The organism is Haloimpatiens lingqiaonensis (assembly GCF_901447495.1).
GTDB classification, from domain to species: domain Bacteria; phylum Bacillota; class Clostridia; order Clostridiales; family Clostridiaceae; genus Haloimpatiens; species Haloimpatiens lingqiaonensis.
In genome coordinates, this window is sequence record NZ_CABDWS010000061.1 from 1 (window position 1) to 19,113 (window position 19,113).

Sequence of the window (19,113 nt, forward strand, 5' to 3'; positions counted from 1 at the left end):
ATTTTATTCTTTTATCTTTTAAGTTATTGATTTTTTCACCTATATCGTATACCTTATTAATATAAGTAAGTAATTGTTTTAAATAACTTTTACTCATTTTATCAGCATCCTTTTTAAGTTGGTTTCTTGTCAAAACTATTATAAAAAGGATGCTTTTATTATGCAAATTTTTTCTCTAAAATTTCCAGCAAAAATCAGAATTTATGGTTTTTAACCTAACCCTCAATCATTCATTATAAATCAGCGGGCTCACGCCCCAAAAATTTTTAAGCGCTAAACTTCTGGAACGCTAAATTATAAAAATCTTATTCTAAAACCGTCTCCGTATTATATATATCTTTCTTCCTATACAAATAAAGGCTTAGGAAGAATCTTATTACCAAATCGATCCCCATAGCTATCCATACCATAACTATATTAGTATTTAATATGTACGCTAAAAATAGTGAAGCCGGTATTCTAATACACCAAAGTCCTATACCTGATACAATCATAGGAACCTTTGTGTATCCAGCTCCTCTTAATGCCCCATTTAAAACTCCGGAGGCGTTTTGAGCTGCTTGTACAACCCCCATTATTATTAAATATTTAACTCCTAAAACTATTATATTTTCTTTATCCGTAAGCATTCTAAGAACTCCATGAGGGAAAAACACTAGAAGAATTGTGGTTAATGTTGTTATCATCATGGAACCTTTCATTATTTCTTTTAAATATTTTTTTCCTTTTTCTCCATCCTTAGCACCAACACATTGCCCTATAAAAGTAGTAGCTGCTATACCAAATCCTGCTGCAGGCATAAATGAAATAGATTCCGCTTGAAGTCCCAATTGATATGCAGCAAATACAGTATTTCCGTATTTAAGCATTATTCTAGTAAGAATTATAGCTGATAGCTGCCAAAATAACGATTCCATGGAAGAAGGAATTCCCACCCTATAAATATTTTTTACTTCCTGTAAATTAAGTTGAAAAAAATTCTTATTTAAAAGAGGATTTAATATTCCATTATTTCTAAAAAAAACATAGAATGCCATACAGAAGCCTACAAATTGTGCTAATACTGTAGCCACTGCGGCCCCTCTAAGTCCAAGCTTGGGAAATCCTAATTTTCCAAATATAAACAGGAATCCAAAACCAATATTAACCACATTCATAACCAAAGCCATATAAAATGGAGTTTTTGCATCCCCCATGCTTTGGAGCACTGAAATAGCTATTAGCATTATAGCTAAAAAAGGTAATCCAAAAGAAACTATCCTCAAATACTGTGTTGCATTGCTTAAAAGTACCGCATCAGGCTTAAATATTGACAAAATCTTAGACGCATTCCAAAATATAATTTGCTGTATTACTATAACTAATATCAATGATGAAAGTATTGTCTGCTGTATTACTTTCCTTAATTTATCCATCTTTTTTGCCCCATAGGCTTGAGCTACAAAAACTCCTGCTCCTATGGTTATGCCTTTAAAAATTGCCCAGACAATATTTGCAATTCTAGAACCTATCCCTATAGAACCTATAGCAATTTCCCCAAGTCTGCCTACCATAGCCATAGAAAAAAGTCCTACAGACATTTCTAGTATACTTTCTAACGTTATAGGCAATATTAAATAAAAAATCTTTTTCCTTATTTCTTTTAATTCTTCCTTTTCCCTACATATCTCCACTTTCAATCCCGTTGCCACTAGACTATAAAAATCTATATAGCAACAATTCACCTCCCCATTCCGTAAATAAAGTTAACTTTTATGCTTTTTCTTTAAAAAATCCCATCTAGTTTCTGCGGTTAATATAGATAAGAAAATAAGTATACATCCTATTATTATTTTAAATGTAAGATTTTCTCCAAGAAATATAACTCCAAATAAGCATCCAAAGAATGACTCCAATGAAAGTATTATTGCTGCATGAGTTGAAGATGTATATTTTTGGGCAATATTTTGCACAAGAAAAGCTATTAATGTACTAAATAAACTTAAATAAACTATTGATAATACAGCATTAGTATTTAAATGCGCTAATTTAGGCTCAAATATTAAAGCAAAAATATATGATAAAATTGCCGCTACCCCAAATTGAATTATTGTAAGTACTATTGGATCTATTTTTTCCGCATAAAAACCTATAGCTATTATTTGAGCTGCAAAAAATATGGAGCATATAAGTGTAAGTGCATCTCCTAAATTAATTTTTAAGCTTCCTTGCATAGTCAACATTCCAATGCCACAAAAGGCTAAAAAAGCTGCAATAATGGAATAATTATCTGGTTTTTTCTTAATAACAATCCAACACAAGAAAGGAACTTCCACCACATATACAGCTGTAAGAAAAGCTTGTTTTCCTGCTGTAGTATATTGAATACCTATAGTTTGAAATGCAAAAGCTAAAAATAAAAATATACCTATTACACTTCCACCTATCAAATCTTTTTTACCAATCCTTTTAACTCTTTTCCAAAACACTAAACACATGAGTAAAAAAGATAAGCTAAATCTCATAGCCATTATGTAAAAAGGAGTTATTGAATTAAGGGCATCTTTAACAACTACGAACCCTCCACCCCATAACATTGCCACAAAAAGAAGGGATAAATCTGCCATCAAATTTTTTCTTTTTTGTATTTTTGTCATATAAAATTCTCTCCTATTATACTTATTATACTTAACTTAAGTTTTACATATAAAACAATTTAGAGATATATTTAAAATCAAAATTTAATATTACGTTGTGGGTACATCGAACCCTGATAACGTAAAGCCCTTGCATACTAGCCCACAAGAATACGAGGTTTCACGGACCGAATTACAAATTTTAAGTTCTAAATTATTTTTTAATTTAAATATGCACAATCCTATACATATAGTTCTATTTTAATATTATTAATTCCTTTGTTGAATTAGTAAGTCTTTCATAACCATCTTTTTTAACTACAATAGTATCCTCTATTCTAACTCCGCCCCAACCAGGTATATAAATACCAGGCTCAACTGTAATAACACAATTTTCTTGAAGAATTCTATTACAGTATTTACCTAGGAATGGTTCCTCATGTAATTCTCTTCCAACACCATGTCCTATTCCAGCATAATAATAGTCTTCATAATCCTTTATTACACTTCTTATTTTATCATCTACTGTTTTTCCACATTCTCCAGCTTTAACAGTCTCCAGCCCTTGTTGTTGTGCCTTTTTTACCAAATTATATATTTCCACTTTCTTATCATCTAAATGACCTATACCTATAGTTCTTGTCATATCTGAAATATATCCGTTATACAAAGCTCCATAATCCAAAATTATAAGATCTCCATCTTCTATAATTTTATTATCTGGTTTTCCATGAAGAAGTGATGTTTTACTACCAGATATCAAAATAGTGTCGAATCCAACACTTGAAGCTCCTTCTTTTCTCATACAATATTCCAGCTCCAATGCCACTTCACTTTCACTGATACCTGGCTTTATAAAGTCCAATATCCTTTCAAAGGCCACATCTGCAATTCTGCAAGCTTCTCTTATATTAGATATTTCCTCTTCATCCTTAACATATCTTAACTTTTCAACCAATCCTAAAGTTGGCACTAATTCTACAGCTTCTAACTTAGCCTTAAAATCCTCATAAAGGGCATAGGTCATTTTGTCCTTTTCAAATCCTATAGACTTTAATCCTAAATCCTTAGCTATGTTATTAACAGTATCGCCTAAAGTTCCCACAGGTTTACCCCATTTTATAACTTTATAATCTGGACACTGCTTTTCGGCTTGTTCCGTATATCTTCCATCCGTTATGAAAAAATTGCCTTTTTCAGTTATTAAAACATATGAATCAGAATCAGTAAATCCACTTATATACCTTACATTAGCTTCTCTCATTAAAAAAAGGCCATCCATACCACATTTTTTCATTTCAACTAGAAGATTTTCTATTCTATTACGTATCTTCACAATCACCATCCCCCATTCCTTATACTCTTCAAACCTATCCCATTATTCCTATAACCCGTAAATTTTCACTTACTATTTTTCACCTTTTCACTTCTTTACTTATTTAATTCTCAACTGTAACTTCTTACTCCTTACCTCTTACCCCTTACTTCTTTACTTAATTCTCAATTGTCAACTGTCAAGTGTCAATTCTCACTTCTCACTTCTTACTTTATTCTTAATTGTCAATTGTCAATTATCAATTCTTACTTCTCACTTCTCACTTTATTTTTTACTTCTTTTATAACCACTTTCAAAACACAATATGAAAATAAAAATTCAAATAACAAATATTGTTCATCACACTTAAAGCTAAAAATGAACAATATTTGTTATCTACTCTTTGCATATTATTATTTTTAATTAATATCACATATCTCTAAGCATATCCTTAAGCCCAGTGCATATTCTTTATAAATTTTACTTACTTAGACATTTCTCTAGATTTATCTGCACAAACTCTCATAGCTTCTATAACTGCACTTCTAAATCCTCTTTCTTCTAAAGCTGCCACTGCTTCAATAGTTGTTCCTCCTGGAGAACATACCATGTCCTTTAAAGCTCCTGGATGTTTTCCTGTTTCTAAAACCATCTTAGCTGAACCTAAAACTGCTTGTGCAGCCATTTTGTAAGCTTTATCCCTTGGAATTCCTTCCAATACTGCTGCGTCTGCCATAGCTTCAATAAACATAAATACATAAGCAGGTGATGAACCACTTACTGCTGTAACAGCATCCATATATTTTTCATCCAATATTTCTGCTTGCCCAAAACTTTCAAACATGCTAACAGCTTCCTGAAGTTCTTCTTTTGTCACCTTATTATTTGGAGCTAAAGCCGCCATTCCCTCTCCAACTAATGCAGGAGTATTTGGCATTACTTTTATAACCTTAATATCTCTTCCAAATAATTCTTCAGTTTCTTTTATTCCCTTTCCCGCAGCTATAGTTATTACAACTACATCTTCCTTAACCGAATCCTTTAAACCATCTATAACTACTTTATATATGTTTGGTTTTATTGATAATATAAGTATGTCTGCTTCCTTTGCTACTTCTCTGTTATCTGTAGTTACCCTAACTCCAAATTCTTTTTTAGTTTCTTCTAATCTCTTCTCATTCAAATCCCCAACTATAATATTTTCTGGAGCTGATATTCCAGCCTTTATAAGTCCTGCCATCATGGCTCCACCCATATTGCCGCAACCTATAAATCCAATTATCTTATTCATCCTAATAATCCCCTTTCAAAATATAAATTAAAATCATTTTAACTTGTCAAATTAAAATCATTTATTACTTATGTCTATTTACATTTTAAATATTCCTTAGCTTTTGACCTACTGCCACCCAATTACACTTACAATTAGGCGGCACAACTCTTCTATAATTAAATATTTTGTTCCGTTCTATTTATAATTTCATCCTGTAAGTCCTTATTTAAATTATTAAAATAATCACTATAACCAGCAACTCTAACTATAAGATCTTTATAATTTTCTGGATGTTTTTGAGCATCAAGTAAAGTACTCTTATCTACCACATTAAATTGAATATGATGACCATCTAGTTTAAAGTAAGCTCTTACAAGACCTAATAGACTATTTATGCCCTCTTCGCCATCTAAAACTTTAGGAGTAAATTTTTGATTTAATAATGTTCCTCCAGTCTTAATATGATCCATTTTAGCAGCTGATTTTATAACAGCTGTAGGTCCTAATTTATCAGCACCCTTAGATGGAGATATTCCCTCTGAAAGTGGCTCCCTTGCCTTTCTTCCATCTGCAGAAGCACCCATAACAGAACCAAAGTATACATGACATGTAGTTGGAAGCATATCTATCCTATAATGTCCACCCTTCATACTCTTTCTTCCTGTAACTTCTTCATAATAAGCTTCAAATATTTCTCTCATTATGTCATCTGCATAGTCATCATCATTTCCATACTTAGGTGATTTATTAAACACTAAATTACGTACAAGTTCATGACCTTCAAAATTATCTTCCAAAGCCTTTAAAAGCTCCTTCATTGTTATATTTTCTTTGTCAAACACTTGATATTTTATAGCTGCTAAACTATCGGATATAGTTCCTATACCTACACCTTGGATATAATTTGTATTATATCTTGCGCCTCCTGCATTATAGTCCTTTCCTCTTTTGATACAATCACTAATAATTATTGATAAGAAAGGTGCTGGCATGTACTCCATATATAATTTTTCTATAACATTATTTCCCTTAATTTTTATTTCCACAAAGTGATGAAGTTGCTTTTTAAAGGCCTCAAACAACTCTTCATAACTGCTAAACTCTGAAGCATCTCCCGTTTGTAGTCCTATTTGCTTTCCTGTTAAATAGTCCTTTCCATTCATTAAAGTTATTTCTAATATCTTTGGAAGATTTAGGTATCCAGTTAATATATAAGCTTCTTTACCAAAAGCTCCTGTTTCTACACACCCACTAGTTCCTCCACATCTGGCATCTTCTAAAGTTTTTCCCGCTCTTAACATTTCAGATATAACTTCATCTGCATTGAATATAGATGGCTGACCCCAGCCTTTTCTTACAATTTCACAAGCTTTCTTTAAAAATTTATCTGGATTTTTTTTGCTCAATTGAATATTAGAACTTGGTTGTAAAAGTCTCATCTCATCTATAACTTCTAAAACCATGTAAGTTACGTCATTAACTCCGTCTCTTCCTTCTTTAGTCAAACCACCGCTGTTTATGTTCGCAAAATCCGTATAGGTTCCACTTTCTGCCAAAGTTATTCCTACCTTTGGTGGTGCTGGTTGGTTATTAAACTTAACCCAGAAAAGTTGAAGTAACTCTTTTGCTCGTTCTCTGTCAATAGTTCCTTCTTCCAACTGTCTTTTGTAGAATGGATATAAGTGCTGATCCAATCTTCCTGGATTAAAAGAATCCCAAGTGTTTAATTCAGAAATTACTCCTATATGCACAAACCAATACATCTGTAGAGCTTCATGGAATGTTCTTGGAGCATTTTCCGGTACCCAATTACAGGTTTCTGATATTTTTAAAAGCTCTTCTTTTCTATTAGAATCACTTTCTTGAGCAGCTAATTCTTTAGCTAACTTAGAATATCTTTTTCCATAAGTTATAATAGCATCACAACATATTTTCATAGCCTCTAACTCATCTCTTTTGTTTAAGGCATCTTCATCATTTGCATAGTCTATATTGTTTAAAGCTTCCTCTATATCTTTTTTAAATTCTTTAAACCCTCTATGATATATCTTATCATCTGCTACAGTATGTCCTGGTGCCCTTTGTTCCATGAATTCTGTAAATATACCTGCCTCGTAGCATTCTTTCCACTCTTTTGTCATTCTTTCAAAAATCATATGTCTCATGGATCTTTCTTCCCAAAAAGGTATTATAACTTCTTCTTGTATCTTTCTAGTTTCTTTATCTACTTTAAAAGATATTTTTTCACGTTTATCCATAATATCTAGATCTTCTAAACTGTGGCAGCAAAGTTCTGGATAAGTTGGAGTCGCTGCTGGTCTTTCTCCTCTTTCTCCTACTATAATTTCCCCAGGATTTATGCAAAGTCTCTTCTTCTCCATTATATTTTTAAAAGCTAAAGCTCTAAGTATTGGAGTAGGTACTTTGCCTTGATACTTATTATACGCTTCATTAACAAGTTCAGCTCTTTCCATTGTTATATATGGAACAGCCTTTAAACTTTCTTCCCTTAATTTTCTAACTCTTTCATTCATAACCATAGTTAACCTCCTATCTTTACATTTAATCCATATTTTTTAAACATTTCTAAAATATTGTCCATTTCTTCCTTAGTTGGTTCTTTTTCTTCTTTAAGCTTGTACTCTATTTCCAACCTACTATATTTGTCCATACCGTACTTATGATATGGCAATAAATTGACTTTAGTTATATTTAAATCCTTTAAAAATTCTGCACTTTTCTTTAGGTTTTCTCCGTCGTTTATGCCTGGTATCACAGGTATCCTAACATAAATCTCCTTTTGCATATCTGAAAGTATTTTTAAATTTTGAAGTATTAATTCATTGGAAACTCCCGTATACTTCTTATGTTCTTCATCATTCATAAATTTTAAATCATATAAAAACAAATCTGCTTTTGATGCTATTTTTCGAATATTTTCAGAAGATGTTAAACCCGTAGTATCTATAGCTACATGAATTCCCTTATTCTTACTAGCTTCCACTAAAGCCTCTAAAAAATTCATTTGTGAAAAAGGCTCTCCTCCAGAAAAAGTAACTCCTCCCCCAGATTCATCATAAAATACAGTATCTTTTTCCACTTCTTTCATAAGTTCTTCAACAGTATATTCCTTGCCGCTTATTTCCCTTGCATTATTCATACAAAAATCTATGCATTTTCCACATGCAGTACATTTATCCCTATGATTAATAATCTTTCCATCTTTTATTTCAACAGCACCATTAGGGCATTTTTTTACGCACATTCCACAAGTGGTGCACTTGTCTTCCCAATACAAAATCTCTTTTTCACTACATTGACTCTCTGGATTATGACACCACCAGCAATTTAGTGGACAGCCTTTTAAGAATACGCTAGTACGTATACCAGGGCCATCATGTATAGAGTACTTTTGTATATTGATAACCTTACCTAGCAACACCAATTCCCTTCTTTCATATTAATTAAGTAATTTCTAATATTATAATTTCAACCTTCATTAATAATTGAGCATTAAAATTTATGCTTATATATTCCTATTCATCCAATGTATAGCTTAAAATTTATGTGTTAAAGCCCAGTTAAATAATAATTTAACTACACTAATGCGCATATGCTACAATTTAAATTTATTTATTTTTAAAATGATTTGGAGTATTAACTGCCAATAATTTTACTAATTTATTTGTGTAGTTAGCCCAATTATGAGGAATAGTAGAATTTATATGAATACTGTCCCCTGGATAAAGTTCATATCTTTCATTATCAAGAAAAAGCGTAAGTATACCTTCTAATACATATACAAATTCTTCACCCTCATGATTATAATTAGTTACATTTTCTTCAGTATTACTAGGAAGTATTTGAACAAGCCTTGGCACCATAGTTTTATGTTCTAAATCATTAGTCAAATGATAATTTATAAATTGAGAATTTGTAACTTGGAAAATCTCCTGTTCATAACTTCTTAAAATATTTTTATTACTGCTTTTAGGTATAGAAAAGAAATAAGACAAATCTACCTCTAATGCCTCTGCTATCTTTTCTAAGGAATCCACTGCAACATTAGTAAGCCCTCTTTCTAATTGAGATAAAAACCCTATAGAAAGCTCTACTTTTTCACTTAACTCTTTTAAAGTTAAATTTTTATTTATTCTAAGTTCCTTTATTTTTCCTCCTATATCAACTGCCATTTAACTCACCCCTACTTATATTTCACATTTTCAAAACACTTTTGTTATCTATAATTAAATTATACTATATTAACCATTGTTTATCCACTACAATTTACCGCTTTTTTTCACATATATAAAAAAAGTTTAATATTGTTTAAAACTTTTCATATAATTGCCTTTAAAATATTTCTAATATGAAAAACTTATTACTTGTCCATTTCATCTATATTCATTTTAATTAATTTCTGAATATTCAATTATTTGATTTTTATCTAATTTTCTGATACAATTTACTAAAATTGTTTTTTGACATAATTCGTGTGTTAAATCTCTTTATACACCTATATTTGACGTAATTTCTCAATTTAATTCAAAAATTCCTAAAACTTATTAATTCCTCATCTTCCTATACGCTGAATATTTTTCTACTTAATTATTCATTTTACTTTTTTAAAATTTTTATGAAATTAAATGAACCACGAAGGGAGAATACAATAATATGATAAACACTCTACAAAATATTATTTCTTTTGGAAACAATATACTTTGGTCTTATGTTCTAATAGTATTACTTATATCTGTAGGAATTTATTTTACTTATAAATGTAAATTCGTTCAATTTAGGTTTGTAGGCGAAATGTTTAGGTTATTAGGTGAAGGTGCTTCTAAATCAGTTTGTTCTAAAGGAAAAAAAGGAGTTTCTTCATTTCAAGCCTTTTGTATAAGTACCGCTTCAAGAGTTGGTACTGGTAATTTGGCTGGTGTTGCCATAGCCATATCCATGGGAGGTCCTGGTGCAGTATTTTGGATGTGGTTAATAGCATTAATAGGTTCCGCATCTAGTTTTGTGGAAAGTACCTTAGCTCAAATTTATAAGGTAAGGGATAAACATGGCTATAGAGGCGGTCCTGCTTATTATATGGAAAAAGCATTAAATAAAAGATGGATGGGTGTTATATTTTCAATATTTATAACTATATGCTTTGGACTTGTATTTAACTCTGTGCAAGCCAATACAATATCCTTAGCTTTTCAGGGAGCCTTTGGAGCAAATAAATTAGTAGTAGGAATATTTTTAGCTTTATTAACTGCCTTAATAATTTTTGGCGGAGTAACAAGAATTGCAAAAGTAGCAGAAATACTTGTTCCTATAATGGCCATTGCTTACATTTTGGTAGCTTTACTTGTTTTAATTAAAAATGCTAATCACATACCAACAATGTTTAAACTTATATTATCCGATGCTTTTGACTTTAAAGGTGTAATAGGCGGCGGCATGGGAGCTTCTATAATGATGGGAATAAAAAGAGGTCTTTTTTCCAATGAAGCCGGCATGGGAAGTGCCCCAAATGCAGCAGCTACAGCGGAAGTTACTCACCCAGTAAAACAAGGCTTCATTCAAACTTTAGGAGTATTTACAGATACCATTATCATATGCAGCTGTACTGCTTTCATAATACTTCTTTCTGGTGCTTATAACACAAAAGGCCTTACTGGTATACAACTTACACAAAATGCCCTTACTTCTCAAGTAGGATCTTGGGGAAATATATTCATAGCTGCATGTATACTTCTATTTGCCTATAGCTCTATAATAGGAAACTACTACTATGGAGAAACTAATATTGAATTTATTAAAGCTAATAAAATTTGGCTATTTATATATAGAACCTGTGTAATTCTTATGGTTTTATTTGGTTCATTAACTGGAATACAAATGGTTTGGGACATGGCCGATTTATTCATGGGATTGATGGCGCTTATAAATTTAATAGCTATAGTTCAATTAGGTGGCATTGCCTCCGCAGCATTAAAAGATTATGTAAAACAGAAAAAACAAAGAAAAGATCCTGTGTTTACTAAAAATTCTATAAAAGGATTAACTGGAGTAGAATGTTGGGACGAATAAATTTAATAACTACAAAAAATAAATATCAATGGAAATCAAATAATAAAGTATAAAAAATAATAAGGAACATTTTAGGTTAAACTGAAATGTTCCTTATTATTTTTGGTTTAAAAATTATTAAATAATATATTTTTATTCACTGAATCCCTGTCTTATTTTCTTGAACCTATTTAACAATTCATAAAACTTCTCCAAATATTCTTCATACTCTGACGTAGTTAAAAATTCATAATCATCAGAAGCGTATCTTCTGCTGAAATAAAAATCCTTTAAATCCCTGCATAATCCCTTATACTTTTTTAGCTCAGGATAATCTGCTAAATAAAGAATTTCTAATAATTTCACTAAATTATGTTCCCTGCTTACCATTCCATATTTTTTTAGTATAATTCCCTTTAAATTTTTTTCTATACACTGCTGACAATGCACAAGAACTCCATCTTCTAGCCCCTCACAGTTCTTAGTAGTCTCTATGAATTTTTCATCCATGTCAGCAAAATAAAACATGTCTCGCTTCACCATGCTACCAACTCCTTATATCTATAAGATCCTTTAATATATCTTTTTCAAAGCAAGGTTCTAGACATAACTCTTCATATCTACTAGCATTATACACCTTAATATCCACATCTCTTTCAATATTTAAATCTTCTATATAATCTTCTAATTCATGTCTCAAACTTCTTAATTCTTTTATGGATTTATTTGAAGGAATCAAAACAAGTAAATCTATATCACTATACTTAGAATAATTTCCCTTAGCTATAGAGCCAAATAAAAATATCTTAGGCTTTTCTAATTTACTAAGTATTAAATTTTTAACTTTAATTATATCTTTCCTTAAGTCTTCATCTAATGAATATATAACATCTTTATTCATATAGGATCTTTCCCCTATCTCACAAAATTAATATATTATTAACTTAACTTTCACATAGAAATTTTTGTATAGAAAGTAAGGTCTTCACATCTATTTTCTTATCAGATTTAATAAGTTCCTTAGCTTCCTCCTTAGATAAAAGCATAACCTCTATATCCTCATCTGCTTCTAAATAATCCTTTGACATTTTTCCTGTGCAAGTACAATAAACCACTGCCACAGATTCATCTGTCATACCTGTGGATACATAAGCCTTATCCTTTGTATTATCATAATCAATTTCAACTAAATCAAGTCCTGTCTCTTCCTTTAATTCTCTTCTCACGGTATCTTCAAATTCTTCTCCACTATCTACAAGTCCAGCAGGAAGTTCATATACATAATCATTAAGAGGTATCCTGAATTGCTTTATCACAACTAATTTATTTTCTTCTACGTGAGTAGCTACTATTATTACAGCGTCTATTTTATCCTCTTTTCCATTAAAAAATCTATCTTTCACTGTATTTAAATCTTTTCTAGATGCAATAGACCAATTTCTATCATCACCATTTTTATTTACATACTCTGCATCATACATTTTTAAATATTTTGTATCTGCTAATATTTTAATATCTTTTACTCTTGGTTTAGCCATAATTATATTTAGCGATAAGGAGTTTACTCTACCAAAGTCGCTAAAATATTCACTTCCTTCCTACATAGTTTTATTTTATAACTACAAAAATAGAATTAATAAAAATTTAAATAATTTTATTTAAATTACTAATTACACATTCTTATATAATATTATAGCAAATATATTCATTAGTTAAACATATCAATTGTACTAATGTCATAAGTTTTAGCCTTGTTTTTGTAATAATTATACTGATGCCAATGCATATAGCTCATATTAGCTTCTTCCTTATGCCTTTTAAAGTAATCCTTTACCTCTTTCCTTATGGTAGTATCCTTTACCTTTAAAAGTCTTTCTATTTCTGGAGCCGCATCATAGGAAAGACTAGTTATATATTCAACATCTATTTTCCCAGTACTTTTGTATCTTTCTATATTTTTCTTGGCAATTATTTTATCTAAATTAGCAAAATTCATTATACAATACATAGTTATAGCTAGTATAAAGCTGTACTTTAATATAGGAACTCCACACTTCCATATACCTAAAATTACCACTGCAAATATTAAAGAAAGTAGTAATATAAATAATTCTACATATATTCTAAGCTTAGTATATCCAAAGGCCCCTTCATAAAGATTCATTCTGTAATGTGCCGAAAATAGCATATTATAAGTAAATGCTATCAATATACTATAAACAATATTGCACCAAATCTCTATCTTTGCATTTTTACCTTTAACATATTTTTTACTCAATAAAACTATAGTTAAATTAATAAGTGTTACAATTATCAGTTCAAAAAAACCTTTCCTTGCATATTTTGCATAGGTAATACCTTCTGGTAATACACCTCTTCCCCCTGCATACAAGTAAGAAAATTGAACTACAGAAAATATGCAATAAACAAAATTAACAACTACTATAATAGTTAGAACAGTTAGGGCCTCCCAATTAATCTTTCTTTCGCTATTCTTTTCATCTTTAAGTTTATCTTCGTAATTTAATCTAAGAAATAATCCAAATGTATAAATGGTGACTAACATTATTATGCATAGATGACCTATAAAGTTTTTAAAAGTTATATTTAAAAACAAATCTTCTACATGACTAAAATATCCTGCAAACACCATATCTGCTGAAGACAATAAAAATATAATTATCGCCAACAAAGGTATAGAAATTAATATTCCTCTAAAAATATGCCTTAAATTAGGATTTTTATAGCTTTTCTTATGTCCATTTTTCTTTTTATCCTTTAAACCTTCTACACAAAACCTGTAAAAAATGGTTATGGACAAAAAAACAGTTTTAAATATCTTGTCTAAAACATTTATTATTAAAATATGATTTAAATCACTTTTACTGTATCTTATAGAAATAAAATATCCAATTCCTAACACAGGAATTAAAAAGAGATTTAAAAATGCCATTTCTACATTATTAAAAATAGTATAGCTGAAAGATAATACTATATATGGAATTAAAAATATATAGCTAAACTTTCTTTTTAAATTGCTCTTAGGATATAACAAGATAATACCAGCTATTAAAAAAATCATATTATATATAAACATAGATATTCCAATGGAATAATCTCTGAAAAAATAATCATACAACCCCCCTATCAATAAGCACCAAATTATAGCTTTGTACTTTATGTTATCTTTATCAAACTCATCACCAAAACCACTAAAATATTTATAAAGTTGACCCTTAGGCTTTTCATTTTTTTGATTTTCATTTTGACCACCATTTATACTATTATCCAAGATTTTCCCCTCCAAACTCTCACTTATTTATTTTTACCTCTCACTAATTTTCTCTTAATAATTTATCCGATGACTACCTGCCGTAACACTCCCACTTCTAACAAAGTGGGAGATACCCTGGATAACGATCTCTAACCTTCAATTGGAGTAAAAACTCCATCTGAAGCTAAGAGCTCTGTTTATACTTAACTCAACTTTCGCACATACATTTCACCTATTAATCTTCTTCCATGTATTCCAAAATATCTCCTGGCTGGCAATCAAGAACTTTGCAGATGGCTTCTAGTGTAGAAAATCTTATAGCCTTTGCTTTACTATTTTTAAGTATAGATAGATTAGCGTTGGTTATACCCACTTGGTCTGAAAGCTCTGACAAAGATATCTTTCTTTTAGCCATCATTACATCTAAATTAACAATAATAGGCATTTGATTTCCTCCTTAAATAGTAAGATCATTTTCTTCTTTTACCTCTACAGCCTTTTGAAAAACATTAGCTAAAACCAAAATAAAACATCCCGCAAAGAAGAAAATTAAAAATTCCATATCCGTGTGTATACCTGCCTTATCTATATATATAAAATGATAATTTCCATATTTAACATTTATGAAAAAATTAATAAGATAACAAAAGGCAATTGTAAAACAGCTTATAGATATAATTGTCAAACTCTTTACATTTTGCCTTACAAAAGGTTCCATCTTTATAACTGAATCCATTATTTTTCTCAAATTATATAAAATAATCATAAGTGCACTAGCTCCAATTAAAAACAAAGAATATATAATTATTTTTTTGCTTAAGTTTATTGAATTATAATCTTTAACAGTGGTATTAATAGATATCCATAAAAACATGCCTATACCAACTACTAGCAATATATCTAGTACTATTTTCAAAATGCTGGATAGAAATTTTTTTTCATAATACTTCATTTTATGCCTCCTTTAAATTTATCTTTATTATTGATTCTAATATATATGCTTATTGTGATTATATACCATTTATTCTTTAAAAACAATATATTTTTATTGATAAACAATAAAAATATACTTTTTTTCAATATACAATTTTCATTTAAACAAAAACTTAATAAAATGATTTTAAAATTTAAAATATAATAAAAAGGCTTACTGTAGATGCATAAATGCTTACAGTGAGCCTTTTATAATTCTATCAAACTAAAATTGTTCATTGATCATTAGTACATTGAGCATTGGCATATTATTTATTGCTACATTGCCCATTAATTACATATTACTGTCATCCACATTATTTAGCCAATCCTTAACTGGTCCTATAACACTTTGGATGCATCCATCTTGGAATGGATTCTTTAAGTTAGCAAGTTCTACAAGTCCTAAGAACGACTTGCTTCCACCAGCTTTACATAATGTTAAATAATCTTCCCAAGCCTTTTCTCTATTTTCATTAGCCTTAACCCAGAATTGTAGGGCACAAACTTGAGCTAAAGTATAATCTATATAATAGAAAGGTGATTGGAATATATGTCCTTGTCTAAACCAGAATCCTCCCCTATTTAAGAAATCATTATCCTCATAATCTTTGCTTGGCAAATATTTCTTCTCAATTTCTCTCCAAGCTTTCTTTCTCTCCTCTGGAGTAGCTTCTGGATTTTCATATACAAAATGTTGGAATTCATCTACTGTAACTCCATAAGGTATAAATGTTAAAGCACTTCCTAAATGAGAGAATTTATATTTTAATTCATCCTCTTTAAAGAATAACTTCATCCAAGGCCAAGTGAAAAATTCCATACTCATAGAATGTATTTCTGCAGCTTCATAAGTTGGGAATGCGTATTCTGGAACTTTAAAGTCTCTACTTGAATATGCTTGGAATGCGTGTCCTGCCTCATGGGTAAGCACATCTACATCTCCAGAAGTTCCATTGAAGTTAGAGAATATAAATGGTGATTTAAATTTACCTATGAAAGTACAATATCCTCCACCAGCTTTTCCCTTTTTACTTACTAAATCCATCAGCTCATGCTCTACCATAAATGTAAAGAACTCATTAGTTTCCTCTGATAATTCTTTATACATTTGCTTTCCATTATTTAATATCCAATCAGGATCCCCTTTAGGCACTGCATTACCTGTTAAGAATTTTAATGGTTCATCATAATATTTAAGATCTTTAAATCCTAATCTTTTAGCTTGTCTTTCCTTCAATTCTTCAGCTACAGGAACTATATAGTCTAATACTTGTTTTCTGTAATTAGCTACCATTTCTGCATTGTAATCTGATCTCATCATTCTTATATATGCAAGTTCCACAAAATTATTGTAACCTAATTTTTTAGCCATTTTATCTCTTACTTTTACTAATTTATCATATATTTCATCAAACTTGCTTTCATTTTCCACATAGAAATTAGTAGAAGCCTCATAAGCTTTCTTTCTCATTTCCCTATCTTTTGATTGTATGAAAGGTTCAAGCTGAGATAGATTTCTCTCTTCTCCTTCAAACATTATCTTGGCTGAAGCCTTAAGTTTATCATATTCAGTAGTTAGTTTATTTTCTTCTTTTAGATCCTCTATTATCTTTGGATCAAAAGATTTTAACTGCATTTCTGCCAATGTGAAAAGTTGTTTCCCCCATTTTTCCTCTAATTCTTTTCTAAACTTTGAATTTACTAATGCTTCATAGTACTTAGATATTAATCCTTCATATTCTGGCATATTTTCATCCATAAACTCTTTTTCTTTTTCATAAAATTCATCCACTGTGTTTATAGAATTTCTTATACCAACTAATTCTGCCATAGACTCTACTTCACTTCTTAGGGAATTTATTTCTTCCATTATTCTGTCTTGTTCTTCTAAGGATGCTGCCTGTGTAAAGTTATTAATTAGCTTTGTAAAATCTTCTTCTACTTTTTTCATATCTGGTCTTACATATTGGTAATCTTTAAATTTTAGCATAAAATATTCCCCCTCTTTATTAATTTTTACAATGATACCATTTTACCACATTTAAATCCTTTTTTAAATTTCTATTCATAATTAATTTTGCTAAATTCATATTATTTTCACAATTCACGCATATTGGACTTTTATTGGAACTATAAAGACCTTAATGGAATGGATGAAATGGACTGAAATTTTAAGGATAAATTATAAATAAAGAGATACTAACCTATTATCAATGTATATGAACAAAATATAGGTAATATGGTCATTGTCATACTTAATATAGGGATGTACAATAAAGGTGAAATAAAGATAAAACTAAATAATAAGTTTTTGGTTTTCTTTAGAGAAATTAAAAGGGAATGTGGTGAAAAACCACAGCAGCCCCCGCTACTGTAATAGTGGACAAATCTTGATAACCACTGGTTAAAACCGGGAAGGCAAGAGGAGAAAGAAACTAGAGCCAGGAGACCTGCCCAAAACTTACTGTTACAATCTTTCGGAGGGAAGGATTACAGAAATATAGTGGTAATATTATGAGCATAATATGGGATTATTCATAGAATCCTTAAATCTGTATTTTGTGCTATGCAAAATTACTCTTAGCAGTATAAGATTAGCTCTTAATTATTTAACTATTATTTACTGTAACGACTTCACTTAGAGGTCTTTTTTATTTTTCAATTAATTGAAAATAGCACATACAAAAAAATTAAGAAGGAAGGAATTTTTATGAATATCAAAAATTTTAAAAGACTACTATGGGTAAGCTTAGGAAGTTTAATATACGCTTTGGCAATAAATATATTTATCTCCCCACATAAACTATTAAGCGGAGGAATCGCTGGTATCTCACTACTAGCTCAATACATGACCAATGTTCCTTCAGGCTATTGGGTATTCATATTAAATATACCTGTTTTTATATTAGGACTTAAAAAGATAGATAAAGATTTTGTATTTTTTAGTTTAGTAGGAATGTTAACCATGTCTCTTTTCTTAGTACTGACAAAAGATATATCTTCTTTGATATCAATAGACGACCTAGTAATGTCAACTGTATTTGGCGCTGTGCTAAGTGGACTAGGTATGGGAATCATATTTAGAAATAGAGCTTCCCAAGGTGGAACAGACATAATAGCTGTAATCATAAGACAAAAAAATGGTGCTAAAATGTCCACTTTATACTTTATACTAAATGGACTTATAGTAGTTCTAGGCGTGTTTGCTACAAATTTAAAATTAACATTATACACAGTATCCCTAATGTATATAAAATCTCTAGTAATAGATAAAGTCATAGAGGGATTTGATCAAAAGAAAATAGTCATGATAGTTACTTCTAAAGCAGAAGAAGTATCTAAAAAAATTATGACTGAAATAGGAAGAGGTACCACTTACCTATACGGCGAGGGTGCTTATACTGGAGAAAAGAAGAAAATTATATATTGCCTATTAACAACTAAAGAATTAAATAATCAGAGATTTAGCACCTAAATTCCAGTAAAAATTTTATTTTTACTGGAATTGTATCTTTTTACATTTACTTAAAGGGCTGGTAAGCCCGCAGACCGATAGGTCGCAAAAATAGATACACTTACCCCTACCCCACGAAATCTT

General features: G+C 30.1%; 16 protein-coding genes and 1 riboswitch. Of the genes, 2 read left to right on the forward strand and 14 right to left on the reverse strand.

From position 1 onward, the window contains the following. Positions 1-305 precede the first annotated feature (305 nt). From FGK85_RS11430 to FGK85_RS11460, 7 genes are all read right to left on the reverse strand, one after another. A complete protein-coding gene (locus FGK85_RS11430) occupies positions 306-1,724 on the reverse strand; it encodes an MATE family efflux transporter (protein ID WP_243122862.1) in 1,419 nt (472 codons plus the stop codon). Between the two features lie 21 nt (positions 1,725-1,745). Continuing rightward, positions 1,746-2,636: a DMT family transporter gene (locus tag FGK85_RS11435; RefSeq protein ID WP_138206739.1), complete on the reverse strand. Its 891-nt coding sequence runs from the start codon at positions 2,634-2,636 to the stop codon at positions 1,746-1,748. Between the two features lie 235 nt (positions 2,637-2,871). Further along, positions 2,872-3,951, reverse strand: a complete 1,080-nt coding sequence (locus tag FGK85_RS11440) for a M24 family metallopeptidase (protein ID WP_341472482.1) — start codon at positions 3,949-3,951, stop codon at positions 2,872-2,874. A 463-nt stretch (positions 3,952-4,414) separates the two neighbouring features. Then, positions 4,415-5,221: a pyrroline-5-carboxylate reductase gene (gene proC, locus FGK85_RS11445; protein WP_138206743.1), complete on the reverse strand. Its 807-nt coding sequence runs from the start codon at positions 5,219-5,221 to the stop codon at positions 4,415-4,417. 158 nt (positions 5,222-5,379) lie between these two features. Further along, the gene (hypD, locus tag FGK85_RS11450) at positions 5,380-7,743 is read right to left on the reverse strand and encodes a trans-4-hydroxy-L-proline dehydratase (RefSeq protein WP_243122863.1); all 2,364 of its coding nucleotides are present in this window, start codon (positions 7,741-7,743) and stop codon (positions 5,380-5,382) included. A gap of 2 nt (positions 7,744-7,745) precedes the next feature. After that, positions 7,746-8,645 carry a trans-4-hydroxy-L-proline dehydratase activase gene (locus FGK85_RS11455; protein ID WP_341472483.1) on the reverse strand — a complete coding sequence of 300 codons (900 nt, stop codon included), beginning with the start codon at positions 8,643-8,645 and terminating at the stop codon, positions 7,746-7,748. A gap of 187 nt (positions 8,646-8,832) precedes the next feature. Further along, positions 8,833-9,396 (reverse strand): helix-turn-helix domain-containing protein, encoded by a 564-nt coding sequence (locus FGK85_RS11460; RefSeq protein ID WP_138206747.1) that lies wholly within the window; start codon positions 9,394-9,396, stop codon positions 8,833-8,835. Between the two features lie 481 nt (positions 9,397-9,877). Here FGK85_RS11460 and FGK85_RS11465 point away from each other — a divergent pair, with 481 nt between their 5' ends. Further along, a complete protein-coding gene (locus tag FGK85_RS11465; protein WP_396276560.1) occupies positions 9,878-11,287 on the forward strand; it encodes an alanine/glycine:cation symporter family protein in 1,410 nt (469 codons plus the stop codon). 132 nt (positions 11,288-11,419) lie between these two features. Here FGK85_RS11465 and FGK85_RS11470 read toward each other — a convergent pair whose 3' ends face one another. The 7 genes from FGK85_RS11470 to FGK85_RS11500 form a co-directional block, all read right to left on the reverse strand. Continuing rightward, the gene (locus FGK85_RS11470) at positions 11,420-11,809 is read right to left on the reverse strand and encodes a HEPN domain-containing protein (protein ID WP_138206749.1); all 390 of its coding nucleotides are present in this window, start codon (positions 11,807-11,809) and stop codon (positions 11,420-11,422) included. Between the two features lies 1 nt (position 11,810). Further along, a complete protein-coding gene (locus FGK85_RS11475) occupies positions 11,811-12,167 on the reverse strand; it encodes a nucleotidyltransferase family protein (protein WP_138206751.1) in 357 nt (118 codons plus the stop codon). A 43-nt stretch (positions 12,168-12,210) separates the two neighbouring features. Then, a complete protein-coding gene (locus tag FGK85_RS11480; protein WP_138206753.1) occupies positions 12,211-12,804 on the reverse strand; it encodes an NUDIX hydrolase in 594 nt (197 codons plus the stop codon). Positions 12,805-12,974: 170 nt separating this feature from the next. Next, the gene (locus FGK85_RS11485) at positions 12,975-14,558 is read right to left on the reverse strand and encodes a DUF4153 domain-containing protein (protein ID WP_138206755.1); all 1,584 of its coding nucleotides are present in this window, start codon (positions 14,556-14,558) and stop codon (positions 12,975-12,977) included. 217 nt (positions 14,559-14,775) lie between these two features. After that, the gene (locus FGK85_RS11490; protein WP_138206757.1) at positions 14,776-14,985 is read right to left on the reverse strand and encodes a helix-turn-helix domain-containing protein; all 210 of its coding nucleotides are present in this window, start codon (positions 14,983-14,985) and stop codon (positions 14,776-14,778) included. 12 nt (positions 14,986-14,997) lie between these two features. After that, positions 14,998-15,492 (reverse strand): DUF2975 domain-containing protein, encoded by a 495-nt coding sequence (locus FGK85_RS11495; RefSeq protein ID WP_138206759.1) that lies wholly within the window; start codon positions 15,490-15,492, stop codon positions 14,998-15,000. Positions 15,493-15,807: 315 nt separating this feature from the next. Then, complete coding sequence (locus FGK85_RS11500; RefSeq protein ID WP_138206761.1) at positions 15,808-17,505, reverse strand: M3 family oligoendopeptidase; 1,698 nt, start codon at positions 17,503-17,505, stop codon at positions 15,808-15,810. 305 nt (positions 17,506-17,810) lie between these two features. After that, positions 17,811-17,987: riboswitch (cobalamin riboswitch) on the forward strand. 238 nt (positions 17,988-18,225) lie between these two features. Between FGK85_RS11500 and FGK85_RS11505 the strand changes: the two genes are divergently transcribed. Next, complete coding sequence (locus tag FGK85_RS11505) at positions 18,226-18,990, forward strand: YitT family protein (RefSeq protein WP_138206763.1); 765 nt, start codon at positions 18,226-18,228, stop codon at positions 18,988-18,990. Positions 18,991-19,113 lie beyond the last annotated feature (123 nt).